The sequence below is a fragment of the Ochrobactrum vermis genome (genome assembly GCF_002975205.1).
GTDB lineage: Bacteria > Pseudomonadota > Alphaproteobacteria > Rhizobiales > Rhizobiaceae > Brucella > Brucella vermis.
Genome location: NZ_PCOC01000002.1, coordinates 1528732 through 1554513, shown reverse-complemented (window position 1 = coordinate 1554513; position 25782 = coordinate 1528732). Strand labels below are relative to the sequence as shown.

Sequence of the window (25782 nt, the reverse complement as noted above, 5' to 3'; positions counted from 1 at the left end):
GCCCTATCGTATGTACGGCTCGCCCCTGATGACAGTCTCGGCAATTTTTAGGCCGCTTAGTAGTTTTGGTTATCCGACGCGGATCGGAGTTCAACTCTATCAACCCATACGGACCGGCCCTGAAGGTTCGATGAGGCGAGGAATGACGTATGACCATCCAGACGCCGGATATTTCGCGGAGCACGAGCATGGCGCAAGAGCAGACCGGCTGTCGCCTGTGCGGTAAACTACTCAAGCATACCTTCGTTGATCTTGGGATGTCACCGCCTTGCGAGAGCTTCATCACGGCGGATCGCCTCGACCGCATGGAGCCTTACTACCCGCTCTATGCGCTCGTCTGCGATCATTGTTACCTGGTGCAGCTGAAGGAGTATTTCTCACCTGCGGAAATTTTCACCGAGTATGCCTATTTCTCGTCCTTCGCCACGAGCTGGGTTAGCCACGCGAAGACCTATTGTGACGAGATCACCGAGAGGCTGGAGCTGAACGAAAACAGCTTCGTGGTCGAGATCGCAAGCAATGACGGTTATCTGCTGCAGCATTTTCTGCCGAAGGGCATCCCGATCCTCGGCATAGAACCGGCCGCCAATGTGGCGGAGGCGGCAATTGCCAAGGGTGTGCCGACGCGCGTGGATTTCTTCGGCTCGACGCTTGCCGTCGAACTCGTCGGTGCCGGGCGCAAGGCCGACCTCCTGATCGGTAACAACGTTCTGGCGCAAGTCCCTGATCTCAATGACTTTGTGCGCGGTCTGCAACTGTTCTTGAAACCGGAAGGCGTCATTACGCTGGAGTTTCCGCACCTTGCCAATCTGATCGAGCAGAACCAGTTCGACACGATCTATCACGAACATTTCTCGTATTTCTCGTTGCTGACGATCCGGTACATGGCGCACCGCCATCACCTGAAGATCATCGATGTGGAGGAATTGCCAACCCACGGCGGGTCGCTGCGTGTGTACCTTGCGCATAACAGCAGCAAGCGGAAGGCGGGACCGCGTGTCGCCGCACTTTTGAAGCGCGAAGAGAGTTTCGGCCTCAACGAGATTTCGACTTATGAACAGTTTGCCGAAAAGACCCGGAGAACCAAACGCGATCTTCTGTCCTTCCTGATCGCTGCCAAGAATGCCGGCAAACGCATCTGCGGCTACGGCGCGCCGGGCAAGGGCAATACGCTTCTGAACTATTGCGGCATCGGCACGGATTTCCTGGATTTCACGGTCGACCGTAATCCCTACAAGCACGGGCGTTTCACGCCGGGCATGCACATTCCGATCTACGACGTGTCGGCAATCGACAAATACCGTCCCGACTACATCCTCATCCTGCCATGGAATTTCAAGGACGAGATCATCCGGCAGATGCAGCACGTGGTCGAATGGGGCGCGAAGTTCATCATTCCCATCCCGCACGTCACGTTGATTGACCCGGCACTACTCACAGAGGAGCGGTAAATCATGAAAGTCGTTTTGTTCTGCGGCGGTCTTGGAACCAGAATCCGCGAATATTCGGAGAATATCCCGAAACCGATGATCCCGCTCGGCCATCAGCCGATCCTGCATCACGTCATGGAATATTACAGCGATTACGGGCACAACGACTTCGTTCTGTGTCTGGGCTACAAGGCCAATGTCGTGAAGGATTTCTTCCTGACGATCCGCCCGCAGACCTTCGCCGACTGCGTGGTTTCGGACGGAGGGCGCAACGTGCAATTGCTTGAGGAAGTGGATCGCGACTGGAGTGTGACGCTGCTCGATACGGGGATCTGGCGCAATATCGGCGAGAGGCTCTGGAGTGCCCGATCGCATGTGGCGAATGAGGATATGTTCCTCGCCAATTACAGCGACGGTCTCAGCGATGTCGACCTTGATGACATGACCGAACGCTTTCGTGCCAGCGGCAAGATTGCCTGCTTTCTCGCAGTCCGTCCTCCGCTGACCTATCACCTTGCCGACATTGGCGAAGGTGGTGATGTGCGCGCATTCCGGACGTCGAACACGTCGGACATCTGGATCAATGGCGGCTATTTCCTCTTCCGCAAGGAAATCTTTGACTATATGCGCGAAGGCGAGGAACTGGTGCTTGAGCCCTTCGGCCGTCTGATCGCCGAGAACCAGCTTATGGCCTATAAATATGAGGGCTTCTGGCGGTCGATGGATACGCTGCGCGACTGGCAGACGCTTGAGGATATGGTCGAAAAGGGCGATATGCCCTGGAAGAAGCACAAGGCGGAGCAGGCGGAACGCCGGGCCACCAATGTCGCGATAGCGCTATGATCGATCTGCGTTCGCTCGCAAATCACAGTCGTCCGCTTCAGCTGCTTTGTCTGGGCGCGCATTCGGATGATATCGAGATCGGTTGCGGCGGTACGCTTCTGAGCCTGATCGAGAGCGGCACGCCGCTGCATGTGGAGTGGTGCGTTCTGTCAGGCAATGAGCAAAGGCGTGCGGAGGCAGAAGCTTCGGCACGCGATTTCCTGCGTGGGATAGACAGTTTCAACATCCATCTTGCTTCATTCGAGGATAGCTATTTCCCGGCACAGAGCCGCGCAATAAAGCAATGGCTGATCGAACAGCGCGGGCGCGGGCAACCGGATATGGTCTTCACCCATCGCCATGGCGACGCCCATCAGGATCACCGCACCATCAACGAACTGACATGGAATCTCTTCCGCGATCAGGTGATCCTTGAATACGAAATTCCAAAATGGGATGGCGATCTTGGGCAGCCCAACGCCTATTCGGCGCTACCGGCTGCGATCATGGATCGCAAGATCGATCTGTTGATGAAGCACTTCGGCACCCAGCGTTCGAAGGACTGGTTCGACCCGGAAACCTTTCGTGGGCTTGCCCGGCTGCGCGGCATGGAATGCCGCGCACCTGAGACCTACGCCGAAGCTTTTCATGCCAGAAAACTGCGACTGTTCTAGTTTGTAACGGGTTCAGTTTTGGTGTCGACACGGACCACGACCGACATGCCGGGTGCCAGACGTGCCGCATCCGGCTGATCTTCATCAATAGCGATGCGGACGGAAAGGCGCTGCGTAATCTTGGTGAAATTGCCGGTCGCATTGTCGGACTTGATGACGCTGAACTCTGAACCCGCTGCGGGTGCAAAGGCTTCTATGCGACCTGTGAGCTGCGCGTGACGCAAGGCATCGACGGTAAAAGTAACCGGCTGGCCGACCTTCATGCCGTAGAGCTGTGTTTCCTTGAAATTCGCCATCACCCATTTGGTCTTCGGTACGACGGAGACGAGCTGCGTTCCTGCCGTCACATATTGGCCGAGCCGCACGCCCACTTCGCCGAGTGTGCCGTCGCGCGGTGCAACGATGCGGGTGTTCTGCAGGTCGATCCGTGCCAGCTCGACGGTTGCTTCCGCATTGGCGATGTCGGCATTGAGGCTGTCGCGATTGACGATAATGGCTTGCAGGTCCTGTTGGGCAACAGCCAGTGCGGCTTGAGCTTCGTCAACAGAGGCTTGTGCCTGAAGCAGGGTTCCATGTGCGGTATCGGCAGAGCTTTGCGTGGTCACGCCGCGCGGCAGCAGGGCTTCGACACGCTTCGCATTGGCCTCGGCCACTTCGAGAGCGGCCTTGGCGCCGGAAATCTGCGCCTGCCGCGACTGGATCGTCGCTTCAGCCGAATGCTGGCTCTGTTCCGAATTGGCAAGGGCTGCCTTTTTGCTATTGAGAGCGGCCAGCGCCTGATCCAGCTTCTGCTGATAGCTGCGACCGTCGATCTCTATCAGGAGATCGCCCTGCTTCACCATTTGATAGTCCCTGACTTTGACCTTGGTGACATAGCCGGCAACCTGCGGGCTAATAACGGTCACCTGGCCACGGATATAGGCATTATCGGTGGTCTCGACGCTGTGTTTGAAAGGCGGCAGCTGCCACGCCCACAGCACCATCAGAACGCCTGCAAGGCCGATGATGAGGGCTAGACCGCCGCGTATATATTGTTTTCCAACTGTCATTTTCAAATACTCGTCGATTTAGAGCGCATCCCGAAAAGTATGAAACGGTTTTCGGACTAGATGCGCGTTAGAACAAATATCCAGAGCGCCGATCTGATTGTATCAGATCGAAACGCGCTCTAACTGGTTGCCGCCGCGCTATGGCGGCGCGCTTGTATGTTTTCATAGAGGCGATAGGCGATCAGGCAAGCGAGCGAGAGGACCGCAATGACCGAGATCGCGAGAAAAGCATCATTATAGGACAGCACTGTCGCTTCCTTCGTGACCCGTTGCCCGAGAAGCGCCAGCCCTTCGGCCTTGGTCAGTCCCTGATCAGCCAAAACCTTTGCATAGGTGCCGGAAAGTGCCTGAACGCGCTGGGCGACCAGGGGATTGGCCATGACCAATTGTTCCACAAGATAGGCGGAATGGTACTTTTCGCGGATCGCGATGAACGTGCCGAACACCGCTGAACCGATAAGGCCGCCGATATTCTGGGTGAACAGAAAGATGACGATGAAGCTCGTCATATAGGTTGGTCCCTGTTTCAGGGCCTTGGTGATGCCCGCCAGCATGGCCGGGGGCAGAAACAGGGCGCCACCAAAGGCGATCAGAGCCTGGCTAAGGTAAGCGTCGTGTGGACGGGTCAGGTTCGTTGCATGGCTGTCCAAAAAGGCACCGGCTGCGATGAAGATCAGCGCCAGCCCGAATATGAACGATACGCGTTCAAGCTTCATCCACATGCCGCAGGCAATGCCGCCTGCCAGCGAAGCTGCGAGAATGACGAGGTAGAGGCCACGGCTCTGACCATCCTGCAGACCGAATGCCTGAAAAAGACCGACTGCGCCAGTCGTCTGCTCGGCAAGCACGATGCGGAAGATGAACAGGATCAGCGTGAAGCGCAGAATTTCGGGAGAGAACAACCATTGCAGATTCATCAGCGGCTGTTCGCGATTGAGTTCGATTGCGGCAGCGCAGGCGAGGACGGCTATCGAGATCGCAAGGCACACGCCGATCCACGGGGCTTCGAACCACCAGTAGTTCTTTCCCTGAACCAGAATAACCGCAAGAAGTCCGAAACCGATGGCAATCAGTGCATAAGCGACGAAATCCAGCCAGTGCAACACTTTTGCGCGCGGGACTTGCGTTAATGGCAGGACATAAACGACGGCGAAGGCTGTAAGCGACAGGCCGATCTCGACCATATAGAGCTGCTGCCATTGCCCGATTTCGAACAGCATTGGCGAGATGACGCGGGCGAGCGGGCCTGCCGCAGCCGAACAGGTCAGCGCGAGGCTGAGGCCCCACGTCATCTTCTTGGCGGGCGGAAAGGCTTCAAGCATGTAGAGAAAGCCGATGGTCGATACCGGTGCTGCGGCAGCACCCGCTATGAAGCGGATCGGTATCGCCGACCAGATGTCATAGACCAGCAAGTGCAGCAGAGAGGAAATCAGGAAGACGGCGATTGCAATTTCCGCAAAGCGCCGTAGGCCGAACTGCGTGCGGATCTTGACGAGAAGGATCGTCAGGCTGGCATAAGGAGCCATATAGGCTGCGATCAGCCATGAGGTCTCGGTCAGTGTTGCGCCAAGCGAGCCCTGTATCTGCTGCGTATTGGCGGAGATGAAGTACATGCTGAGACCGCGCGTCGACCACATCAAAACAGATGCCGCGATGTAGATCGCCGACATGTAAACCGGCATATGACGAGCGGGCGCACTTGCCTGTGCGGGCGCAGTCGGCTTCTCATCCGGTTGGTCTACCGTGGAGGCCTGTTGCACCTGCTGATCTTTATTCTCTTCCGACATGTTTCTAGCGGTCTTTGTCCGCGAGTGTCGTCTCCATCGTCTGGCTGATTTCCTGAAGCACCGAGAGCGCCGTTTCCAGCGACTGCATGTCTATGCGTTGCAGCAGCTCCGACCGGATGTTGCGGGTGATTTCCTGCAGCTCGCGCACCTGCGCCTGCGCTTCATCCGTCAGTTCGATGCGCTTCGCACGGCGGTCGTCTTCAACCGCAGCACGGTAGATCAAGCCCTGCTTTTCAAGGCCGTCCAGAAGGCGCACCACGGATGGATGCTCGATTTCCAGAGCATCCGCCAGTTCACGCTGGTTCCAGCGGCGCTGCTGGGTGAGAAGCAGGAGTAGCCGGGCGCGCGCCAACGTTAACCCGCGTTCGCGGACGCGGGAATCGAACAGGTTGCGCATTTTGCGCGCGGCCGTGGAAAGCTCCATCGTGAAAGCCGCTTCGAGATTATGTTTTGACTGGGACATTGTATAGCTATCTATTATATGTGTAGCTATACATATAATAATTCTTGCCCGCTAATCAATGGGTTTTGCGGTTCTCAAATCCGGGATTGGAAAAATAATTTGCGGCGCCGGGAATAAATCGCGGTCTTCGATTGTCTTACCTCCATATCGCATGTCGCGATTGGAACCCTCGTGAGGCAGATCATGAAAACGTTTGGTTTTATGTCCGTACTGGCAATCGCAACCGTGGCCGCGTCAGCTGCTCTGGCGGCGCCATCCGTCAAGACGATGGAAAGCTCGAAGGGGCAGGTTCTTGCAGGCGTCAAGGACATGACGCTCTATACATTCGACAAGGATAGCAAGGGCGAATCCAACTGCTATGATACTTGCGCCAAGAACTGGCCGCCCTTCATGGCGATGAGTGGAGCGAAAGCTTCTGGTGCATATACGCTGGTCAAGCGCAAGGATGGCAGCGAGCAATGGGCAAAAGACGGAATGCCGCTCTATTATTGGGTGAAGGACAAGAAGCCCGGCGACGTGACCGGAGACGGCGTTAATGGAGTCTGGCACGCCGCAAAGCCATGAGGCCGATGTGAGCCATCCCGCCCCTGAAAGTTTCGAGGGCCAGCTTCTGGCCCTCCTGCCGGTCATGCGGCGTTACTCGCGCAGCCTTGCAAAGTCCGACGCCGAAGGCGAGGACCTCCTGCAGGACTGTGTGGCGAAGGCGCTGTCCCGGCGCGGCCAGTGGCGTGGGCTCAATCTGCGTGGGTGGATACTCACGATGATGACCAACCTTTACCGCAATGGCTATAAAAGCCGGGCTCGTACCCGGCATGAAACACTCGACGCTGCGGAAAATGTCAGTGTCGCAGCGACCGAAACCGATCCGTTTCAGTTGCAGCAGCTTGAAGAGGCGATCAACACGCTGCCGGAAGACAACCGCGCAGTGCTGATGCTCATCGTCGTCGAAGGCTACAGCTATGGCGAGGCGGCGGACATGCTGGGCATACCTGTCGGAACGGTTATGTCGCGGCTGTCACGGGCAAGACATCGCCTCGCCGAACATATGAGCGGCTCGAATATCGTAACGCTTCGGAGAAACCGATGACAGAACACAATTCTCCCTTAACCGAAGCGGAACTGCACGCCTATGTCGACGGTCAATTGTCCGAGGAAGAGCATGCCCGCATCGCCGGAATTCTTGAGAGCGATCCCGAACAGGCGGCACTGGCTGCGGATTGGAGCAGGCAAAACGAGGGTATTAGGCAGCTCTTTTCCGGTTTTGCCGAGGCAAAGAATGCCGATCCCGGATTGATCCGTTCAGCGGGAATGCGTCAGTCGCGAAATTATCAGGGAGCGGTTGCAGCGGCTGTTCTCGCGGCACTTGTGATTGGCGGCGCTGGCGGCTTTGCAGGTTCGCGCCTGCTCGCGGAAGCCGAGCCGCAAATGGCGAGTGCCCAAACCCTGCCGGAACAGGCACAGGCGGCTTATCTCATCTATGCCAGCGAAGTGCGACACCCGGTAGAGGTCTTTTCCAACGAGGAGGCGCATCTGGCGACATGGCTTGGCAAAAGGCTCAACATACCCGATCTCCGCGTTCCCGATCTCCGCTCGCTTGGCTTCCAGCTCGTCGGCGGTCGCCTGTTGCCGGTCGACGGCAAGGCGGGTGCTTTCTTCATGTATGAGGACGAAGCAGGCAAGCGGCTTTCGGTGATCGTCGGGCGCAATCCGGACAACCGCGACACAAGCTTCCGGTTTGCCTCAAGCGATGGTGTGGAAACCTTCTACTGGATCGACAACGATCTTGGTTATGCGGTGAGCGGCGAGATATCGCGCGAGCGGCTACGGCAGGTGGCTGAAGAATGCTATCGCCAGTTTCCGAGCTGATCCAATTTATCGATAGTCGCTGAAAGCGCGGATCATGGCATCTCTGGGGCTGCCGCTGGCAATCAGTGCAGCCAGCAGGATGCGGGCCTGACCAGGACGAAGCGTATGCGCGTGAATGGCTCCGGCTTCGCCGAGATCATGTCCGCCGCCGCCGCCGCCATAACCAGGCGTCAGCAAACCTTCCGGTACGCGACTTGAAACGGCAACAGGAATATTGCGACGCGAACATTCGCGGACAGCTTCGACAACGCATGGCGTGGTGTTTCCCGAGCCGAGCGCTGCGAGCACAATGCCGCTGGCACCGGCTGCTATGCTCGCTTCGATATGAACAGCGTCGCAACCCGGATAAATGGCAATCGTATCAATCCGGCGGTCACCGACAGAAGCTGGAAGCGCCGGGCTTTGGGTCTGGATCGACCGTGCGGAACGGAAAGCATCGGCACTGTCACTGCTGAACTTATAGGCTCCCCAGGCAGGAACGATCCGCCCGCCGAAGGCGATAAGGACGCCTTTGTCGGTATTGGCCGGATCGCAGGCAAGGCGAATGGCGGTGGCGAGGTTTTCCGGCCCATCGGCTTGAGGGTGATCGGCAGTAAATTGCGCACCGGTGAAAATCACCGGCTTGCCGATGCGGTGTTGCAGATGCACCAGCAGCGCCGTTTCTTCCATAGCGTCGGTCCCGTGCAGGACAACGACGCCATCGACTTCGCCATCCTTCAGGCTGGCATCGACGGTATCGCTGATGCGCTGCATGTCCGACAGGGTAAGGCTTGCAGAATCCTTCGCCATCATGTCGACCGGACGAAGCTCCGCTTCAAGGCCCGGCACGAATTCTAGCAGATCCTCACCGGTCAGGACCGGTGTGCTTGCTCCGTCTTCCCCGCGCTTGCTGGCGATGGTGCCGCCAGTGGCGATCAGCACTATGGAAGGCTTTGCAAGCGACATATTTCCGAATCCTCTCACTTACCAGAAATGCTGGCGTCTACAGCACGTTCGGCAGCAAGTCGATGGATGCGTTCACGCATCAGATACCAGCCGAGGATGAGGGCAGGGCCGATAATCGCCAGCGAAGCAATCGTCCAGGTGCCGACCGGATAGTCGAGCGCCATCAGGACAAGCACGCCGAGCAAGAATGCGAGTGTGAGGATGCCGGTATAGGGTGCGCCGAACATGCGGAAATCTGGGCGCACGATTTCGCCGCGATGCGCAAGTTGCCACAGTTTCAACTGGCAAAGGACGATGACGCCCCATGCCGTGATGATGCCGAGTGCGGAGAGATTGAGTGCGATTTCGAACGCTGCCGCTGGCACGACGGCATTGAGAATGACGCCAATGACGGTGACAACGGCGGTAACCGCGATGCCCATATAGGGAACGCCATTCTTGTTCATCTTGGCCAGAGAGGCAGGGGCAGAACCGGATACAGCCATTGAATGCAGGATGCGCCCGGTGGAATAGAGCCCGGCATTCAGCGATGACAGAACGGCCGTCAGAACAACGAGGTTCATAATGACATCCGCACCCTCGATGCCGATCTTGCTGAAGAAGGTCACAAACGGACTCTCGCCTGCCGAATAGGCCGTGTAGGGGAGAAGCAGAGAGAGCAGCAGAACTGAACCCACATAGAAAACGAGCAAGCGGAAGACCACGGTGCGGATTGCTCGTGGCATAACCTTGCGCGGATCTTCTGTCTCTCCAGCCGTAGTGCCCAGCAACTCGATGGATGCATAGGCGAAAACCACACCCTGTATGATGATGAAGGCAGGCAATATGCCATTCGGGAACAAGCCACCACTATCTGTGATGATGCTGAATCCCGCCGGGTGACCGTCGATCGGCGTGCCTGAAACGACAAAGTAAATACCGATTACCAGAAACGTGACGAGCGCGACGACCTTGACGAGGCTGAACCAGAATTCCAGTTCGCCGAACACCTTCACCGAAAGAAGGTTCATCGACAGCACGATGACAAGTGCTGTCAGGGCAAACACCCATTGGTCGACGCCCTGCAGCCACGGCACATAGTGCTTGAAAAAATTCATGTAGAGCGCGACTGCTGTCACGTCGGCTACCGACGTCATGGCCCAATTGAGCCAGTACATCCAGCCTGCCACGAAAGCCAGTTTTTCGCCGTAGAACTCGCGGGCATAGGAGACGAAGGAGCCGGAGCTGGGGCGATGCATGATCAGCTCGCCCAATGCGCGCAGAACCAGAAACGCAAAGAAGCCGCACAAGGCATAGACGAAGACCAGAGCCGGGCCTGCCATCGCCAAACGTCCGCCCGCGCCAAGGAACAGCCCTGTTCCGATTGCGCCGCCGATGGCGATCATCTGGATCTGTCTCGGCTTCAGGGCTTTGTGATAACCGCGGTCCTCGTCAATGAACACTTCGCGTTCGGCCGGGGTGGCCTTCATGGTTTTGATCGGCATTGCTCCTCCCTGAGAGCGCTATTTCTACAGTCGACCATTCGGCACGAAAGCCCAATTAGGGCGCGCCGTTGACCATTCAATGAGGGTATGGAATTCATCCCTATTTGATGGGTATTCTGTAAAGCTGCATGACAGATTTTTGAGGCAGTTTTAACGCATATCGAAGAACGCACGTCAAGTATTCGGCTTCACATGGGAAGCTTCGCACGCATTTCCGGAATAGGCTGGCAGGGAAAAAATCAGCAGGAAGAAAGTGTTACCGGCTTGTGCTTATCTGGCACGAGAATGGCGCGCCAAGTTGAAATGGCGCGCCTAATCCGTGCGAATCCAGCGGAAGAGCAGCCCGTCACATGAAATTAGATTTCAGACTTCGTCCTTGCCGATGATCGTGGTCACGGCGGTCTTGACCTTGCTCAGATGGGCTTCCATTGCAGCGCGGGCTTCGGCTTCCGATCCTGCCTCGATGGCTTCAACGATACGGCGATGCTCGTCATTCGATGCTTCGCGGCGGCCAGACATCAGATTGACGAGTTCGGATTGCTGGATCAGCGCCTCGCGGGCATCGGCGACGATTTTGGTAAAGACCGTGTTTCCAGATGCCTCGGCAATAGCACAATGAAATTCGGAATCGAGCAGTTCCCATTTCTGGGGATCCGTCTGCCGGTCCATCTTGTCGCAAAGTTCGAGAAGATGGGTTAGTTGCCCGGCGTTGCGGCGCAGTGCTGCCCAGCCTGCCGCTGGTACCTCAATGAAGGGACGCGCCTCAATGAGATCACGTGCCGAGTAGCCGCCGTAACTCAGTTCACTCGCAGGGGAAACATTCAGGACATAGGTGCCGCTGCCCGTGCGGGTCTGGGTGAGCCCCAACGTTTGTAGCGACCGCAGCGCCTCGCGCACGATTGGACGACTTACCCCGAACCGGCCCGCGAGCTGGGCTTCGGAAGGCAGACGGGTCCCCACGGCAAGGCGACCGGATGTGATGGCTGAGCGAATATCGTCGAACACGACTTCTGCCGCATTCTTTCGTGTGATCGGACGTGTGTCCGATAGCCAGTCGGCCAATTCGCTCATGCCCGAGCCTCCGTCGATTTGCCTCGCTCCTGTCAAGCAGCTAGGCAATTTTCAGAAGGATATCAATCCCAAACCGGTTCATAAAGGCAAGATCAACAGACACAAAATGCCCCGCAATCTGGTGGGGTCACTGGGCTGACTTGTGGGCCGATAGGATACCGATGAATGCCGCACCATAGGCCGTGCGCGGCGGCATATTGGCATGAGCTCTCGAAACGAGCTTCCATACAATTTTATCGTCTTGTCTGAGCTTTGTTCTTGTTTGACAAGCGGGCTGCTCCCAGTGACGCCGCGAACGCAATGGCGAGCATGACGAAGGTGAATTCGGCGACCGCTGACCATCCGTCGGCAACCCAGAAATAGCCGCCCGCAGCACCTGCAACGCTGGAACCCAGATAGTAGGCGAGCAGGTAGAGCGAGGACGCATGCCCCTTGGTGTGGAGTGCCAGTCGTCCGACCAAAGCGCTGGCGACCGAATGGCTGACGAAGAAGCCGACAGTCACGAGGATGATGCCCACAACGATGACTGGCAGTGGCGCAAACAGGGTCAAAAGACAGCCTGCAGCCTGTATGGCAAGCCCGATGGGAAGGACGGTGAAATAGCCTAGTCTGTCGCCCATCCTGCCAGCGAGCCAGGACGCTGCGATGCCGAACAGGTAAACCGTGAAAATGGCGCCGAGCGCCGTCTGACTGAGGCTATAAGGCGCCGCGACAAGGCGAAAACCGATATAGTTATAGATGGTGACGAACGAACCCATCACCAGAAAGCCAATAGCAAAGAGCAGCGGCAAGGCCGGGTTACGGATGTGGCCGATCCATGCGCCGAGGTGAAACCGTGCATTGAAGCCGGGACGCGGGATGAAATTTTGCGAAGCGGGCAGAAGAAAGAGGAAGCCGATGGATGCTGCAAGCCCGAGAAGGCCCATGCCAGCAAGGCCGACGCGCCAGGAGAAATATTCCGCAAGTGTTCCAGCGATGACACGGCCTGCCATGCCGCCGAAGGCGTTGCCTGCAATATAGAGCCCCATCGACGCGCCAAGGCCGCGCGGGTCGATTTCTTCCGCCAGATAGGTCATGGCGACCGCCGGAACCCCGCCCAGCAACAAGCCCTGCAAGGCACGAATGGCGAGCAGCATATGCCAGTCAGGCACCAATGCGCTGGCGATTGTGCACAATGCGGAGCCGAGAAGCGAAACGAACATCAATGTCCGGCGTCCAAAACGCTCCGATATAGCGGCGGCGCAGAAGATCGCGAAAGCGAGAGAGCCGGTCGAAACCGAAAGCGACAGGGAACTGGCCGCAGGCGTGATGTTAAAATCATGTGCGAAAAGCGGCATAAGCGGCTGGACGCAGTAAAGCAGGGAAAAGGTCGCGAAGCCGGACAAAAACAGGGCAATACTCGCATTGCGAAATGCCGGTGTGCCCTTGACGAGATAGTGCTTCTGTTCAGGTGCCGTGGGAGCTGAGACGAGCTTGAGCTGGCTTTCCGGTGTTCTGACGCTGTCGAGACTGCGTTCTGCGAGGCGTGACATGACTTTGCCTTTTCAAATCCTCCCGCTTTTTGATCTAGTCAAATGCACTCCATTTGTCCAATATATGGAAGTGACGATTGCAATAGCTTTTGGATATAGCAATGGAACTGCGCCATCTGCGTTATTTTATGGCCGTCGCCGAAGAGGGCAATTTTACACGCGCGGCTGCGAAGCTCGGGATCGGACAACCGCCGCTCAGCCAGCAGATACGCGATCTTGAAAACGAGATTGGTGTGGCGCTGTTTCATCGCGTGCCGCATGGAGCCGAACTGACCGCAGCAGGCACGGCTTTTCTCGGTGAGGCGAAGGCTTCTCTTGCTGCCGCTGAGAAGGCGAGGCTCGCAGCGCAAGGTGCGGCACGGGGCGAGACCGGCAGGCTTGCTTTGGGTTTTACCGCGTCGTCTGCATTCAACCCGACCGTTAGTGGCACGATCCGTAAATTTCGGGCCAGATGGCCGGATGTCCGGTTGACCCTGACAGAGATGAACAGTCATCTTCTGATGGAAAAGCTGGTCAGGGGGGAATTGGACGCCGCCTTCATTCGGCCGGGTCTGGAAAACCCCAAGGATGTGCGCATGAGGCGGCTGGCAGATGAGCCGATGTTGATTGCGTTGCCGAGCCATCATCCACTTGCGGTTTACCCCAAACTGCCAATTGCTGCTCTGGCAAATGAAGCTTTTGTGCTCTTCCCGCGCATTGTGGGACTGAGCCTGTATGACGATGTCGTCGAAGCTTGTCGAAATGCAGGTTTTGAAATGATCGTGGCGCAGGAAGCGCCGCAGATGCCATCTGTCGTCAATCTGGTTGCTGCCGATCTCGGAGTCTCGATTGTTCCCGCCGCCATCGCGCAGATCAAGCTGGCGGGTGTCACATACCGCCCCATCGAGGGAGAACCGCTTCTGGCGCGGCTGGGGCTGGTTTCGATGAAAAGCAATCGCTCTCCGGTCATCGACAACCTGATAAGCTTGTTGCCGGTCCCGTAATCATAACCTTGATGCGGGTAGCGCTGGCGGGCGCAGTCGCCCTTGTCCGGAAGAAATCTTAAAAGAAGATGCTCACTGTCAAGAATATTGCGGATAGGGGTACGTCATACGTTGAAGTTCCGTCGGATGTAACTATGGTGACGGCAGAACCTATAAGAGTACGCCGACCGTTTCATGGTAGAATACCCGCAACGCGGGGCGGGTTTCTCGTCCCTTAAGATCAGCCGGCGGAAAGCGCTGGGCCTTCTGGCGGCTCTGGCTTTGCCGCAGGGTGCGCGCGCCAATCCGGCGCTGCGCATCGCAGCCATCGACTGGGCTATGCTCGAAACAATAATGGCGCTCGGCGTCACGCCGATTGCTGCGACGGAACTGATTCAGTTTCGCAAAGCTGCGGTCGAGCCCGTCATCCCGGAATCAGTCACCGATCTTGGTCTTAGAGGCTCGCCGAATTTTGAACTTCTCTATCTTTTGAAGCCGGATCTCATTTTGAGTTCGCCGTTCTACACGCAGCATGAAGCAGCGCTGAAGGCTATCGCGCCGGTTTTGTCCATGCCGTTTTATGTGCAGGGAGAACCGCCTTACCAGAAGGCGCTTGCGGCGGTATCGGAACTGGGACGCAAGCTGGGGCTTGAAGCGAAAGCTGAAGCCGTTTTGCGTGAACAGGAAATTTTTCTCGAACAAGCAACGGATACGCTGAAGCCTTTCGGTAATCGTCCGACATATCTGATCAATATCGGCGATGCGCGCCATTTTCGTGCCTTCGGCGATGACAGCATGTTCGGCGATATTTTGTCGAGGTTAGGGCTTCCCAATGCGTGGACGGACCGTTCGCGCTTTACGTTTGCAGCTCCGGTGCCGCTGGAAACTCTTGCGGAAAAGCCGGAGGCGCGGATCGTCATCATCTCCGATGTTCCGGTCGAAGCCCGCAGCAGCCTGCGCAATAGCCTGATCTGGCGTTCGCTCCAGCCAGTGCGCGAAGGGCGCGTTCATCAGTTGGGTAACGTCAATCCTTATGGCGGCATCACTGCGGGATTGCGCTTTGCGCGCCTTTTGAAAAATGCCCTGCTGGAACAGCCGGAGGACAGCCGGTGACGCAAACGAAATTTGTCGTTGCGGCTGTCGTCGGCATCGTGGTCACATTGGCGCTGTGCCTCTGGAACGCGAGCGCTTTTCTGCCATTCGCGCAATGGCCGTCCGTTCCGTTCAATCCGGATGGCATGAATACGCAGCAGGTTATTCTCGCCTATGCAGTGCTGCCGCGTGCCGCTGTCGCCATCTTCGCTGGCGCTGCCCTGGGACTTGCCGGTGCGCTTCTGCAAAGACTTCTAAGCAATCCAATCGCCGATCCGTCAACGCTTGGCGTCTCGTCCGGCGCGCAGCTTGCCATCATCACGGCGACGTTGTTTTTCCCGGCAATGCTCGACGAGTTTCGCTGGGCCGTGGCGTTTGCAGGGGCGGGACTGGCGACTGCCATCGTCTTTCTGCTCGGATGGCGAAGCCGTCTCGAGCCGGTGACGATGGTAATCTCCGGCCTGCTTGTTGGCGTAACCTGCAGTGCGGTTTCCGCCGCCATGACGCTCTCGCAAGGCGAGTATCTGATGTCGCTGGTGACATGGAACGGCGGTTCGCTCAGCCAGCAGGATTGGTCCTCCGCAAAAGTGCTGGCCGCGCAGTTTCTACTCGGTCTAGTTGCGGCGATCATGTTGAGCCGCCCGCTGACGCTGGTAGGGCTTGGCGATAGCAGCGCACGGGCGCTCGGCGTGCCATTGGCATGGCTGCGTGTTGCGGTCGTGGTGGTTTCGGTGGCGTTGACTGCAGGTGTTGCCGCCAATGTTGGGCTTGTCAGCTTCATCGGCCTTGCGGCGCCAGCAATCGTGCGGGGGCTTGGCGTCCGCAAGCCCGGTTCTGTGCTGGTCGCTGCGCCGCTCGCTGGCGCAATTCTGCTCTGGCTTTGCGACGGCGGCGTTCAAATGCTCGGTTCCGGTCTCGGTGAGACATTCCCGACCGGTGCGGTGACGGCTCTGATCGGTGGGCCGCTTCTTCTGTGGCTCGTCCCGCGTGTTCGCTCTTCCGCATCGGCTGGAGGCGGCTCAGCACTATTCGCGCGCGCCTCGACCGCCAAAGCAATGTTGTTGCTGGCACTGCTTGCAATCGCTGCGTTCTTCGCTCTTTCACTTGTACGGACACCCGATGGCTGGTCGTTGCTGACAGGCCGGGATTTTGCCGAACTTCTGCCTTTGCGCTGGCCGCGTCTTCTGGCAGCAGCAGCGGCCGGAAGCCTGCTGGCGATGGCAGGCGCTATTCTCCAGCGCCTGACCGGCAACCCACTGGCCAGTCCGGAAGTCGTCGGCATCAGCGGTGGCGCTGGCATCGGTTTTGCAATTGCTCTGACGCTGTTTGCCGCACCGAACAATTTTCAACTGTTGCTGTGTGCCGCTATAGGTGCTTTTGCGGCGATGATCGTCGTCCTGAGCTTTGCAAGCCAGAGACATCTTTCGCCCAATCGCCTGCTTTTGGCGGGCATTTCCGTCGGTTCATTCGCGTCTGCCGTACTGAGTGCTTTTCTCGCTATTGGCGATCAGCGCTCATGGCAAATTCTCGCGTGGCTCGGCGGTTCGTCGGCGTCGGCAACAGCTGGTACGGCCATTTTTCTTATGGTTTTGGGCATCTGCGTTGCCTTCATGGCACTACTCTTGTCACGCTGGCTGACAATTCTGCCGCTTGGACAAACGACACCAGTGGCGTTGGGACTTCCTGTTGGCGTGGCGCGCGTATCGACCATCGTGGTCGCATGTATTGCAAGCGCGGCTGCCTCGCTGCTCGTCGGCCCGTTGAGTTTCGTTGGCCTGATGGCGCCACATATGACGCGGCGCATGGGGTTCGACCGTGCGGCAGGCCACGTGCTGGCATCGGCACTCCTCGGTGCATTGTTGATGACGATAGCCGACCTTGGCGCACGCAATGCGACCTTCCCCTATGAACTGCCTCTTGGTCTTTTCGCGGCGCTGGTGGGGGCGCCGTATCTCGCCTGGGCGCTGGGACGCAAAGGATAGGCTGAGGGCTGGGCCGGCGTTGACCGTCACCTTCGGACATGTATGATGCAGTTGCGGCGACATACCTGGGAGGGGACGCTGCTTTCCATCCATAGGATCACCGTTGACGTGGGTTGACGCCCGCAAGCCGAACGGTCGAATTTTGCCCTATCCCGTCCGAATGGAGATTTTCGTGAAAAGACTTCTGATTACCGGTGCAGCGGGTGGACTGGGGCGCGTGATGCGCGAAAAGCTGGTCGGCCAGGCCGAGCTGCTGCGCCTTTCCGACGTTGCCGATCTGGGCGAAGCCAAACCCAATGAAGAGCTGGTTCAATGCGACCTCGGCGATCTGGATGCCGTCATGGGCCTTGTCGAGGGCTGTGACGGTATTCTGCATCTCGGCGGTATTTCGACCGAGGCGTCTTTCAGCAAGATACTCAACGCGAATATCGTCGGGATGTATAATCTCTATGAAGCGGCGCGGGTGCACGGCCATCCGCGCATTATTTTCGCCAGCTCAAACCACACGATCGGCTTCTATCGGCAGGACGAGCATATCGACGCAATGGTGCCCACGCGACCCGACGGTCTTTACGGCGTTTCAAAATGCTTCGGCGAGTCCATCGCCAGCCTGTATCACGACAAATTCGGGCAGGAGACGGCAATCGTCCGCATAGGCTCCTGCTTCGAAGAACCGCGCAATCATCGCATGCTCTCCACCTGGATGTCATATGACGATTTTGCCAGCCTGATCGAGTGTGTTTTCCGGGCACCGATGCTTGGGTGTCCCGTCATCTGGGGTGTATCGAACAACGATTCGATGTGGTGGGACAACAGTCCGGCCCGTTTTCTCGGCTGGCACCCAAAGGACAATGCCGAACGTTTCCGGGCCGGGCTCGAGAAGACAACGCCCCGGCCTGCACCGGATTCGGCGCTCGCGCTCTATCAGGGCGGAACATTTGTCGATGAACCGATCCATCAGGACGATTGATTGGGCTGTTCCATGTATAGACAGAAGCCTTGCAAGGGCAGGGCTTCTCCGGTTTGATAATGTCTTGGAGTGCATATTTTGCTTTACGTACCTCAAAACGAAAGCTAAGCTTTTTATTGTGACGCTTTGGGAGGAGTTCACGTGCAGCCAGAAATATCGCCGAAAGCATCTGGAAAGAGCAAATTTAGCGAGCGCCAGATTCGGCAGTTCGCTGTAGGCGGTTGCCTATGAGCGCGCCGGAAAAAGACGACAGGCATGCACTGCTGGAGGCTGTGTCGCTTTCCAAATCATTCGGTCCTGTTCAGGTTCTGAAAAATATCGATCTGCGCATTTTCGGTGGTGAAGTTCACGCCATCATCGGCGAGAACGGCGCCGGAAAATCGACGCTGATGAAGCTGCTCGCAGGCAATGAACGTCCTACGAGCGGGGAAATCCGCATTGACGGGAAACCTGTGTCCTTCTCGGGACCGGTGGAGGCCGAAGCGCAGGGCATTGTGCTGGTGCATCAGGAAATTCTCCTCGCGCCCGATCTGACAGTCGCGCAGAACATTTATCTCGGTCGCGAGCTCAACCGTGGCCTGGTCGTCGATGACAAGTCGATGCGCGAGGGTGCACGCAAGGCTATCCGTGACCTCGGCGCGGATATCGATCCGGATGCGGTCGTGGGTTCCCTGTCGATAGCACAGCGCCAGCTTGTCCAGATAGCCCGCGTGCTGCTGGTGCCGCATCGTGTGGTGATATTCGACGAGCCGACCGCTTCGCTGACGCCATTCGAGACGGAAGCGCTGCTGAAAGTCATCCGCGATATTCGTGCGAAGGGTGTCGCTGTTCTCTACATCTCGCACCGCCTGCCGGAAGTGAAGGAAATATCTGATCGCGTGACCGTGCTTCGCGATGGCAAGCTCGTTTCGGCGCATCTGGCTTCAGAATTGCAGCCTTCCGATATGGCCCGCCTGATGGTCGGTCGTGACGTTGCAAAGCTTTATCCTGACCGCGCAAGCAGGCATGACAACGCTGCCATTCTTGAAATCGATAGTTTCAGCGTACCCGGCTATGTGCAAAGTGCGAGCTTCCATCTGAACCGGGGCGAGATACTCGGCTTTGCCGGTCTGGTCGGCGCGGGACGCACGGAACTGATGGAAGGCATTGTTGGTCTGCGACCCGGCAAGGGCGACGCGCACCACAATGGCAAGCCGGTTCATTTTCGCAATGCGCATGAAAGCCAGAAGGCGGGGATCGTTTATCTCAGCGAAGATCGGAAGGGCAAAGGACTGCTCCTGTCCAAGGATCTCGGCGTCAATCTGACACTTGCTTCATTGAAGAAATTCGTCAGCGGGCTGCAGATCGATCGCACCCGGGAGCGCACTGCGCTTGATGATGCAATTCGCGAGTTCGATATCCGTACCGGTCGCAAGGATATTCTGGCGGGCCAGCTTTCGGGCGGCAACCAGCAAAAGCTTCTGCTTGCCAAGATGATGATGCTCGATCCGTCCATCGTCATCATCGATGAACCGACACGTGGCATCGATGTCGGCACGAAGGAGCAGATCTATCAGTTCATCGCCAATCTGGCCGATGAGGGGAAGTCGATCATCGTCGTTTCGTCGGAAATGCCGGAGCTGATCGGTATCTGCGACCGCATCGTCGTGATGCGGGAAGGGCGGATTGCCGGTGAGGTGACAGGCGACCGCATGACGGAACACGACATCGTCGTGCTTGCAACCGGCGTTGAAGGCGAAAATGCCGCATAAGAACAATAAAGTGGGAAGTAGATGACACAGGTTGCAGCCGATAAAAGCAGAGTGCCGAGGACGTCCAAGGACTGGGATCTACGGGCAATTGCCCCGTTTATCGCGCTCGCCTTGCTGCTTGTTCTGGGCGCGATTGCGAGCCCGAACTTCATCAGTGTCGATAATCTTCTCAATGTCGCAACACGCAGCGCATTTATAGCCATCATAGCCCTTGGCGCGACCTATGTGATTTCATCCGGCGGGCTGGATCTGTCGGTTGGCGCGATGGTGGCATTCGTCGCCAGTATCATGATCCTGTTCATGAATAGCGGGGTGATTGCCGATCCGGTGATGATGCTGATTGCCGCCGTGATGCTGGCACTGATCGTCGGTGCGGCCTGCGGTCTGTTGAACGGCCTGATAACGACGGTTGGCGGCATTGAACCCTTTATCGCCACGCTTGGCACGATGGGCATCTATCGCGGTCTGACGACATGGTTATCGCAGGGCGGCGCGATCACCTTGCGCAACCCGGACATACAAGCACTTTATCGCCCGGCCTATTTCGGTTCCGTTCTTGGCGTGCCCGTGCCGGTCATCGTGATCTTCGTGACGGCGGCGCTTGCGGCATTCGTTCTTTATCGGACACGCTATGGCCGCCATGTCATTGCGGTCGGATCGAACGAGGACGTGGCGCGCTATTCCGGCATTTCGGTCAAGAAGGTGCGCACCATTGCCTTCGTTATCCAGGGACTTTGCGTCGCTGTGGCCGTGCTTCTCTATGTGCCGCGCCTCGGCTCGACTTCGGCCACGACCGGCCTGATGTGGGAACTGCAAGCGATTACTGCTGTCGTGGTTGGCGGCACAGCGTTGCGCGGCGGCGTGGGCCGTATCTGGGGCACGATTTGCGGCGCGTTCATTCTGGAGATCATCGGCAACATCATGCTGCTGTCGAGCTTCGTCAGCGAATATCTGCTCGGAGCCATTCAGGGCGCGATCATCATTATCGCCATGCTGGTGCAGCGTTCGCTGTCGCGGCGATAGAGCATGTCTCCCGGAAGCAGGAACGGGCTTCGGGAGACATGCCTGGAAACAAAGAGAAGAGACGGAGCGGTTTACCACTCCGGATTTGCGAGGTTGGCGGGATTGGTGGGGCGATTCCAGCCAGAGAGGAATGAGAGCCCCGCGTTTACTGGGAGGAAGACTATGCGAGGGAATTTGATGAAGCTTGCTTTCGCCGCATTGACGGCGGGTGCGCTGGCCTTTGGCAGCGCGGCAAGCGCACAGGACAAGAAAGTGACGATCGGCGTGTCGATTCCGGCTGCCGATCACGGCTGGACGGCAGGCGTCGTCTATCACGCCGAACGCGTGGCGAAGCTTCTGATGGCCGAGCATCCGGGCCTCAACGTCATCGTCAAGACGTCGCCCGATGCGGCATCGCAGGCCAATGCGTTGCAGGATCTGGCCGTTCAGGGCCTCGATGGGCTGGTCGTTCTGCCGACCGATCCTGATCCGCTCGTCAACGCCATCAAGGAAATCAAGGACAAGGGAACCTTCGTTGCTCTGGTTGATCGTGCGCCAAGCAGCAACGACAACTCTATCCGCGATCTCTATGTGGCTGGCAACAACCCGGCGCTCGGACAGGTGGCTGGCGAATATATCAAGAAGACCACGCCGGATGCGCAGGTCGTCGTCATTCGCGGTCTGCCGATTCCGATCGATCAGCAGCGTCAGGACGGTTTTGACAAGGGCATTGAAGGCGCCAACGTGAAGGTTCTGGACCGCCAGTACGGCAACTGGAACCGCGACGATGCTTTCCGCGTCATGCAGGACTTCCTGACCAAATATCCGAAGATCGATGTGGTCTGGGCACAGGATGACGACATGCTTGTCGGTGTGCTCGAAGCCATCAAGCAGGCAAACCGCAGCGACATTCAGTATGTCGTGGGCGGCGCAGGTTCCAAGGACATGATCAAGAAGGTGATGGATGGCGACAAGCTTGTGCCGGTCGACGTTCTCTATCCGCCAGCGATGGTTTCGACGGCTATGGAACTCGCTGCCGGTCATTTCTATGACCAGATCCCGGTGAGCGGTAATTACATCCTCGATGCAACGCTCGTCACCAAGGACAATGCGAAGGATTTCTATTTCCCGGATTCGCCGTTCTAAGGTGTTCAAATACCGTGCGCCTGCCTGAGCAGGCGCACGGTTTTTCTTTTCATTCCCGATATGCAGCGCGAAACGCGCTCTCAAATTGCTCGATGCCGGTTGATGGCGGGGTCCGAGCATATTCAGGAGAAATTTGATGAAGACGATCAAGGGCCCCGGCATTTTTCTTGGGCAGTTCGCAGGCGATGAAGCGCCGTTCAACACATGGGATGGCATCACCAAATGGGCTGCCGAAAAGGGTTATGCCGGGGTGCAGGTTCCCACATGGGCGAGCCAGCTGATCGATCTGAAGAAAGCTTCTGAATCGAAGGATTATTGCGACGAATTCGCCGGTGTGGCGCGCCAGAACGGTGTCGAAGTAACCGAGCTTTCGACTCATCTGCAGGGCCAGCTCGTTGCGGTGCACCCGGCCTATGATGAAGCTTTCGACGGCTTCGCGGTGCCCGAAGTGCGCGGCAATCCCAAAGCGCGTCAGGCCTGGGCGGTCGAGCAGGTAAAGATGGCGATCCGCGCATCGCGCAATCTTGGTATCGGTGCGCATGCAACCTTCTCCGGTGCATTGGCCTGGCCGTTTGTTTATCCGTGGCCGCAGCGTCCTGCCGGTCTGGTGGAAACCGCGTTCGAGGAACTTGCCCGACGCTGGAAGCCGATCCTCGATCACGCCGACGAACATGGCGTCGATATCTGCTATGAAATCCATCCGGGCGAAGATCTGCACGACGGTGTGACCTTCGAGATGTTTCTGGAGCAGGTCAAAAATCACCCGCGGGCCAATATGCTCTACGACCCGTCGCATTATGTCCTGCAGTGCCTCGATTATCTCGACAATATCGACATCTACAAGGACCGTATCAAGATGTTCCACGTCAAGGATGCGGAGTTCAATCCGACCGGACGGCAGGGCGTCTATGGCGGTTATCAGGGCTGGGTAAACCGTGCAGGCCGCTTCCGCTCGCTCGGCGACGGTCAGGTGGATTTTGGCGCGGTGTTCTCCAAGATGGCCGCGAACGACTTTGACGGCTGGGCCGTGGTCGAATGGGAGTGCGCGCTGAAGCACCCGGAAGATGGTGCGCGTGAGGGCGCTGAATTTGTCAAGGCGCACATCATTCGCGTCACCGACAAGGCATTTGACGATTTCGCAGCCGGTGGCACCGATGACGCTGCCAATCGTCGTATGCTTGGCTTGTAAGACATAGGGATTGACATGACCATCGAAGCTAAAACCACGGAAACAGCTGCTCCCCGTATCCGCCTCGGCATGGTAGGCGGCGGCGCAGGTGCGTTTATCGGCGGCGTTCACCGTATGGCGGCGCGGCTCGACAACCGGTTTGAACTGGTGGCAGGCGCCTTGTCGTCATCAGCGGAAAAGGCGCAAGCCTCGGGGCGTGAACTGGGACTGGCCGAAGACCGCATCTATTCCAGCTACAAGGACATGGCTATTCGCGAGGCGCGGCTGAAGAACGGGATCGAAGCCGTTTCTATCGTGACGCCGAACCACGTTCACTATGAAGCTGCCAAGGAGTTTCTGCGACGCGGCATCCATGTCATCTGCGACAAGCCGCTGACCTCGACGCTTGCCGATGCGAAGAAGCTGAAAAAAGCCGCGGATGAAAGCGGTGCCTTGTTCGTACTGACGCATAATTACACCGGTTATCCGATGGTGCGACAGGCCCGAGAGATGATTGCCAATGGCGAGCTGGGTGATTTGCGCGTGGTGCAGGTGGAATATGCGCAGGACTGGCTGACCGAAGCGGTTGAAGCGACCGGTGCCAAGGGCGCTGTCTGGCGCACCGATCCGGCGCAATCGGGGTTGGGCGGTGCGACCGGCGATATCGGTACGCACGCCTTCAATCTCGCCTCGTTCGTGACTGGGCTGACGCTCGACAGCCTTGCAGCTGATCTCGACAGTTTTGTCGAAGGGCGTCGTCTGGACGACAATGCGCATGTGATGCTGCGTTTTGCAGACGGCGCGAAGGGCATGCTCTGGTGCAGTCAGGTTGCGCCGGGCAATGAAAATGCGCTGCGCCTGCGTGTCTACGGGACGAAGGGCGGCATTGAATGGGCGCAGGAAGACCCGAACTATCTCTGGTTTACCCCTTTTGGTGAGCAGAAGCGGCTCATCACGCGGGGCGGTGCCGGCGTCGGTCCTGCTGCGGCCCGCGTGACGCGCGTGCCGGCCGGACACCCGGAGGGCTATCTGGAGGCTTTCGCTACGATCTATTCGGAAGCGGCCAATGCCATCGAGGCCCGTCGTAACGGCAAAAAGCCGGACAGCGCCGTGATCTATCCGACCGTCGATGACGGGTTGAAGGGCGTCGCTTTCATTGATGCCTGCGTGCGCTCGTCACAGAAAAACGGTGGCTGGGTCAAGCTCTAGAAATTGACATGCAATAAAAGAAAGGGCGCCGGTGGCGCCCTTTTTGTATCCATTGATTTATCGTTTCAGACGTAACGATTGACGACGTTCTCAAGATATTCCTGACGGCCGGATTTCGGCTGCGGGTTGATGTCCTTTGCTTCGACTTCAGCGGTGATCTGGTCAAGCGAAAGTCCGGTCAAAAGCTTCTTGCCGAAATCGCCGTTCCAGCCCGCATAACGCTCGTCAAGGGGCTTGGACAATGCGCCGTCTTCGAGCATTCCGGCGGCAGCTTTCAGCCCGCGCGCGCAGCAATCCATGCCGCCGATATGGCCGATCAGTAGATCCTGCGGATCGATTGACTGACGACGCAGCTTGGCGTCGAAATTCGTGCCGCCGGTGGTGAAACCGCCTGCGAGCAGAACCTGATAATAGGCAAGCGCCATTTCCGGCACATTGTTCGGGAACTGGTCCGTATCCCAGCCCGATTGATAGTCATTTCGGTTCATGTCGATGGAACCGAAAATGCCTAGTGCACGGGCAAGCGCCAATTCGTGTTCGAATGAGTGACCGGCCAGAATGGCGTGGCCCTGCTCGATATTGACCTTCACTTCGTTTTCGAGGCCGTAGCGCTTCAGGAAGCCATAAACCGTCGCGACATCGTAATCATATTGATGCTTGGTCGGTTCCTGCGGCTTCGGTTCGATGAGGATCGTGCCCTTGAAGCCGATCTTGTGCTTGTATTCGACCACCAGATTGAGGAACCGGCCCATCTGGTCGAGTTCGCGCCCAAGATCGGTATTGAGCAGCGTTTCATAGCCTTCCCGACCGCCCCAGAGCACGTAGTTCTCGCCACCAAGCCGTTTCGTCGCGTCGATGCAGCTTTTCACGGTCGCTGCAGCGAATGCGAATACATCCGGATCGGGATTGGTTGCAGCTCCGCCCATATAGCGGCGGTTGGAGAACAAATTGGCTGTGCCCCAGAGAAGCTTTACACCAGTTTCGGCTTGCTTCTTTTCGAAAATATCGACGATTTCGTAGAGATGTCGGGTGTTCTCAGCAAAGTTGCGCCCTTCAGGCCGCACATCGGCATCATGGAAGCAGTAATAGGGCGCACCGAGCAGGGAGAAGAACTCGAAAGCCACGTCGGCCTTGAGCTTCGCCGCATCCAGTTCGTTGGAATACCACGGACGGTCGAAGGTGCGTCCGCCGAACGGGTCGCCACCTTCCCAGGCAAAACTATGCCAGTAGGCGACTGCGAAACGCAGATGATCCTCCATGCGTTTGCCCAGCACGATTTCATCCGGATTATAGTGACGGAATGCCAGCGGGTTGTCGCTGTCAGGCCCCTCGTATTTAACCTTCTGAATGTCGCCGAAAAATCCGGTGCTCATTTGT

Annotated in this window: 23 protein-coding genes; 15 read left to right on the top strand and 8 right to left on the bottom strand. The window is 57.6% G+C overall.

Translation table 11 applies throughout. The annotated features are described in order from the left end of the window. Positions 1 to 149: 149 nt before the first annotated feature. The 3 genes from CQZ93_RS21500 to CQZ93_RS21490 are packed head-to-tail and all read left to right on the top strand — an operon-like array spanning position 150 to position 2926. The gene (locus tag CQZ93_RS21500; protein ID WP_105544573.1) at positions 150 to 1451 is read left to right on the top strand and encodes a class I SAM-dependent methyltransferase; all 1302 of its coding nucleotides are present in this window, start codon (positions 150 to 152) and stop codon (positions 1449 to 1451) included. Positions 1452 to 1454: 3 nt separating this feature from the next. Beyond that, positions 1455 to 2273, top strand: coding sequence for a sugar phosphate nucleotidyltransferase (locus CQZ93_RS21495; protein WP_105544572.1), 819 nt, complete (start codon positions 1455 to 1457; stop codon positions 2271 to 2273). Then, positions 2270 to 2926 (top strand): PIG-L deacetylase family protein, encoded by a 657-nt coding sequence (locus CQZ93_RS21490; protein ID WP_105544571.1) that lies wholly within the window; start codon positions 2270 to 2272, stop codon positions 2924 to 2926. Before CQZ93_RS21495 ends, CQZ93_RS21490 begins: the two co-directional genes overlap by 4 nt. Here CQZ93_RS21490 and CQZ93_RS21485 read toward each other — a convergent pair. The 3 genes from CQZ93_RS21485 to CQZ93_RS21475 form a co-directional block, all read right to left on the bottom strand. Beyond that, entirely contained in the window at positions 2923 to 3975 is a 1053-nt protein-coding gene (locus CQZ93_RS21485) for an HlyD family secretion protein (RefSeq protein WP_105544570.1), read from the bottom strand. The genes CQZ93_RS21490 and CQZ93_RS21485 overlap by 4 nt on opposite strands. Before the next feature lie 119 nt (positions 3976 to 4094). Continuing rightward, positions 4095 to 5762, bottom strand: coding sequence for an MFS transporter (locus CQZ93_RS21480; RefSeq protein WP_105544569.1), 1668 nt, complete (start codon positions 5760 to 5762; stop codon positions 4095 to 4097). A 4-nt stretch (positions 5763 to 5766) separates the two neighbouring features. Next, entirely contained in the window at positions 5767 to 6225 is a 459-nt protein-coding gene (locus tag CQZ93_RS21475; RefSeq protein ID WP_105544568.1) for a MarR family winged helix-turn-helix transcriptional regulator, read from the bottom strand. A gap of 183 nt (positions 6226 to 6408) precedes the next feature. Between CQZ93_RS21475 and CQZ93_RS21470 the strand changes: the two genes are divergently transcribed. From CQZ93_RS21470 to CQZ93_RS21460, 3 genes are read left to right on the top strand one after another with little or no spacing between them, the layout of a single operon-like run. Next, on the top strand, positions 6409 to 6789 hold the full coding sequence (locus CQZ93_RS21470; protein ID WP_105544567.1) for a COG4315 family predicted lipoprotein: 381 nt from the start codon (positions 6409 to 6411) through the stop codon (positions 6787 to 6789). Then, entirely contained in the window at positions 6761 to 7312 is a 552-nt protein-coding gene (locus tag CQZ93_RS21465) for a sigma-70 family RNA polymerase sigma factor (RefSeq protein WP_105544566.1), read from the top strand. The genes CQZ93_RS21470 and CQZ93_RS21465 overlap by 29 nt, the downstream gene beginning before the upstream one ends. Further along, complete coding sequence (locus CQZ93_RS21460; RefSeq protein ID WP_105544565.1) at positions 7309 to 8091, top strand: anti-sigma factor family protein; 783 nt, start codon at positions 7309 to 7311, stop codon at positions 8089 to 8091. Before CQZ93_RS21465 ends, CQZ93_RS21460 begins: the two co-directional genes overlap by 4 nt. Before the next feature lie 6 nt (positions 8092 to 8097). Here the strand turns inward: CQZ93_RS21460 and CQZ93_RS21455 are convergent, their stop codons facing one another. The 4 genes from CQZ93_RS21455 to CQZ93_RS21440 all read right to left on the bottom strand — a co-directional run bounded on the left by CQZ93_RS21455 (position 8098) and on the right by CQZ93_RS21440 (position 13123). Further along, positions 8098 to 9036: an asparaginase gene (locus CQZ93_RS21455; protein WP_105544564.1), complete on the bottom strand. Its 939-nt coding sequence runs from the start codon at positions 9034 to 9036 to the stop codon at positions 8098 to 8100. A gap of 14 nt (positions 9037 to 9050) precedes the next feature. Then, positions 9051 to 10520 carry an amino acid permease gene (locus tag CQZ93_RS21450; protein ID WP_105544563.1) on the bottom strand — a complete coding sequence of 490 codons (1470 nt, stop codon included), beginning with the start codon at positions 10518 to 10520 and terminating at the stop codon, positions 9051 to 9053. 363 nt (positions 10521 to 10883) lie between these two features. After that, positions 10884 to 11591 carry a FadR/GntR family transcriptional regulator gene (locus tag CQZ93_RS21445; RefSeq protein ID WP_105544562.1) on the bottom strand — a complete coding sequence of 236 codons (708 nt, stop codon included), beginning with the start codon at positions 11589 to 11591 and terminating at the stop codon, positions 10884 to 10886. Positions 11592 to 11824: 233 nt separating this feature from the next. Next, positions 11825 to 13123: an MFS transporter gene (locus CQZ93_RS21440; protein WP_105544561.1), complete on the bottom strand. Its 1299-nt coding sequence runs from the start codon at positions 13121 to 13123 to the stop codon at positions 11825 to 11827. 101 nt (positions 13124 to 13224) lie between these two features. On the opposite strand from CQZ93_RS21440, the gene CQZ93_RS21435 reads away from it, so the two are divergent. The 9 genes from CQZ93_RS21435 (at position 13225) to CQZ93_RS21395 (ending at position 24405) form a co-directional block, all read left to right on the top strand. Then, complete coding sequence (locus CQZ93_RS21435) at positions 13225 to 14106, top strand: LysR family transcriptional regulator (RefSeq protein ID WP_105544560.1); 882 nt, start codon at positions 13225 to 13227, stop codon at positions 14104 to 14106. Positions 14107 to 14280: 174 nt separating this feature from the next. After that, the gene (locus CQZ93_RS21430; RefSeq protein WP_105544559.1) at positions 14281 to 15198 is read left to right on the top strand and encodes an iron-siderophore ABC transporter substrate-binding protein; all 918 of its coding nucleotides are present in this window, start codon (positions 14281 to 14283) and stop codon (positions 15196 to 15198) included. Next, entirely contained in the window at positions 15195 to 17159 is a 1965-nt protein-coding gene (fhuB, locus tag CQZ93_RS21425) for a Fe(3+)-hydroxamate ABC transporter permease FhuB (RefSeq protein WP_105544558.1), read from the top strand. Before CQZ93_RS21430 ends, fhuB begins: the two co-directional genes overlap by 4 nt. A 172-nt stretch (positions 17160 to 17331) precedes the next feature. Continuing rightward, a complete protein-coding gene (locus CQZ93_RS21420) occupies positions 17332 to 18129 on the top strand; it encodes an NAD-dependent epimerase/dehydratase family protein (protein WP_105545255.1) in 798 nt (265 codons plus the stop codon). Between the two features lie 227 nt (positions 18130 to 18356). Next, entirely contained in the window at positions 18357 to 19880 is a 1524-nt protein-coding gene (locus tag CQZ93_RS21415; protein ID WP_105544557.1) for a sugar ABC transporter ATP-binding protein, read from the top strand. 21 nt (positions 19881 to 19901) lie between these two features. After that, positions 19902 to 20903: an ABC transporter permease gene (locus CQZ93_RS21410; protein ID WP_105544556.1), complete on the top strand. Its 1002-nt coding sequence runs from the start codon at positions 19902 to 19904 to the stop codon at positions 20901 to 20903. Positions 20904 to 21065: 162 nt separating this feature from the next. Next, on the top strand, positions 21066 to 22028 hold the full coding sequence (locus CQZ93_RS21405; protein WP_105544555.1) for a substrate-binding domain-containing protein: 963 nt from the start codon (positions 21066 to 21068) through the stop codon (positions 22026 to 22028). A 136-nt stretch (positions 22029 to 22164) separates the two neighbouring features. Continuing rightward, positions 22165 to 23217, top strand: a complete 1053-nt coding sequence (locus CQZ93_RS21400) for a sugar phosphate isomerase/epimerase family protein (protein WP_105544554.1) — start codon at positions 22165 to 22167, stop codon at positions 23215 to 23217. A 15-nt stretch (positions 23218 to 23232) separates the two neighbouring features. Continuing rightward, positions 23233 to 24405, top strand: coding sequence for a Gfo/Idh/MocA family protein (locus CQZ93_RS21395; RefSeq protein ID WP_105544553.1), 1173 nt, complete (start codon positions 23233 to 23235; stop codon positions 24403 to 24405). Between the two features lie 65 nt (positions 24406 to 24470). Here CQZ93_RS21395 and xylA read toward each other — a convergent pair whose 3' ends face one another. Then, positions 24471 to 25778 (bottom strand): xylose isomerase, encoded by a 1308-nt coding sequence (xylA, locus tag CQZ93_RS21390; protein ID WP_105544552.1) that lies wholly within the window; start codon positions 25776 to 25778, stop codon positions 24471 to 24473. Positions 25779 to 25782: the final 4 nt, after the last annotated feature.

Excerpts from the sequence above, each read along its gene's own strand:
- CQZ93_RS21490 (WP_105544571.1), top strand. The coding sequence starts at position 2,270 with ATGATCGATCTGCGTTCGCTCGCAAATCACAGTCGTCCGCTTCAGCTG.
- CQZ93_RS21405 (WP_105544555.1), top strand. The coding sequence starts at position 21,066 with ATGCGAGGGAATTTGATGAAGCTTGCTTTCGCCGCATTGACGGCGGGT.
- CQZ93_RS21395 (WP_105544553.1), top strand. The coding sequence starts at position 23,233 with ATGACCATCGAAGCTAAAACCACGGAAACAGCTGCTCCCCGTATCCGC.
- CQZ93_RS21480 (WP_105544569.1), bottom strand. The coding sequence starts at position 5,762 with ATGTCGGAAGAGAATAAAGATCAGCAGGTGCAACAGGCCTCCACGGTA.
- CQZ93_RS21465 (WP_105544566.1), top strand. The coding sequence starts at position 6,761 with ATGGAGTCTGGCACGCCGCAAAGCCATGAGGCCGATGTGAGCCATCCC.
- CQZ93_RS21460 (WP_105544565.1), top strand. The coding sequence starts at position 7,309 with ATGACAGAACACAATTCTCCCTTAACCGAAGCGGAACTGCACGCCTAT.
- CQZ93_RS21400 (WP_105544554.1), top strand. The coding sequence starts at position 22,165 with ATGAAGACGATCAAGGGCCCCGGCATTTTTCTTGGGCAGTTCGCAGGC.
- CQZ93_RS21450 (WP_105544563.1), bottom strand. The coding sequence starts at position 10,520 with ATGCCGATCAAAACCATGAAGGCCACCCCGGCCGAACGCGAAGTGTTC.
- CQZ93_RS21435 (WP_105544560.1), top strand. The coding sequence starts at position 13,225 with ATGGAACTGCGCCATCTGCGTTATTTTATGGCCGTCGCCGAAGAGGGC.
- CQZ93_RS21485 (WP_105544570.1), bottom strand. The coding sequence starts at position 3,975 with ATGACAGTTGGAAAACAATATATACGCGGCGGTCTAGCCCTCATCATC.
- CQZ93_RS21495 (WP_105544572.1), top strand. The coding sequence starts at position 1,455 with ATGAAAGTCGTTTTGTTCTGCGGCGGTCTTGGAACCAGAATCCGCGAA.
- CQZ93_RS21500 (WP_105544573.1), top strand. The coding sequence starts at position 150 with ATGACCATCCAGACGCCGGATATTTCGCGGAGCACGAGCATGGCGCAA.
- CQZ93_RS21410 (WP_105544556.1), top strand. The coding sequence starts at position 19,902 with ATGACACAGGTTGCAGCCGATAAAAGCAGAGTGCCGAGGACGTCCAAG.
- CQZ93_RS21415 (WP_105544557.1), top strand. The coding sequence starts at position 18,357 with ATGAGCGCGCCGGAAAAAGACGACAGGCATGCACTGCTGGAGGCTGTG.
- CQZ93_RS21475 (WP_105544568.1), bottom strand. The coding sequence starts at position 6,225 with ATGTCCCAGTCAAAACATAATCTCGAAGCGGCTTTCACGATGGAGCTT.
- CQZ93_RS21470 (WP_105544567.1), top strand. The coding sequence starts at position 6,409 with ATGAAAACGTTTGGTTTTATGTCCGTACTGGCAATCGCAACCGTGGCC.
- CQZ93_RS21455 (WP_105544564.1), bottom strand. The coding sequence starts at position 9,036 with ATGTCGCTTGCAAAGCCTTCCATAGTGCTGATCGCCACTGGCGGCACC.
- xylA (WP_105544552.1), bottom strand. The coding sequence starts at position 25,778 with ATGAGCACCGGATTTTTCGGCGACATTCAGAAGGTTAAATACGAGGGG.
- CQZ93_RS21445 (WP_105544562.1), bottom strand. The coding sequence starts at position 11,591 with ATGAGCGAATTGGCCGACTGGCTATCGGACACACGTCCGATCACACGA.
- CQZ93_RS21430 (WP_105544559.1), top strand. The coding sequence starts at position 14,281 with ATGGTAGAATACCCGCAACGCGGGGCGGGTTTCTCGTCCCTTAAGATC.
- CQZ93_RS21440 (WP_105544561.1), bottom strand. The coding sequence starts at position 13,123 with ATGTCACGCCTCGCAGAACGCAGTCTCGACAGCGTCAGAACACCGGAA.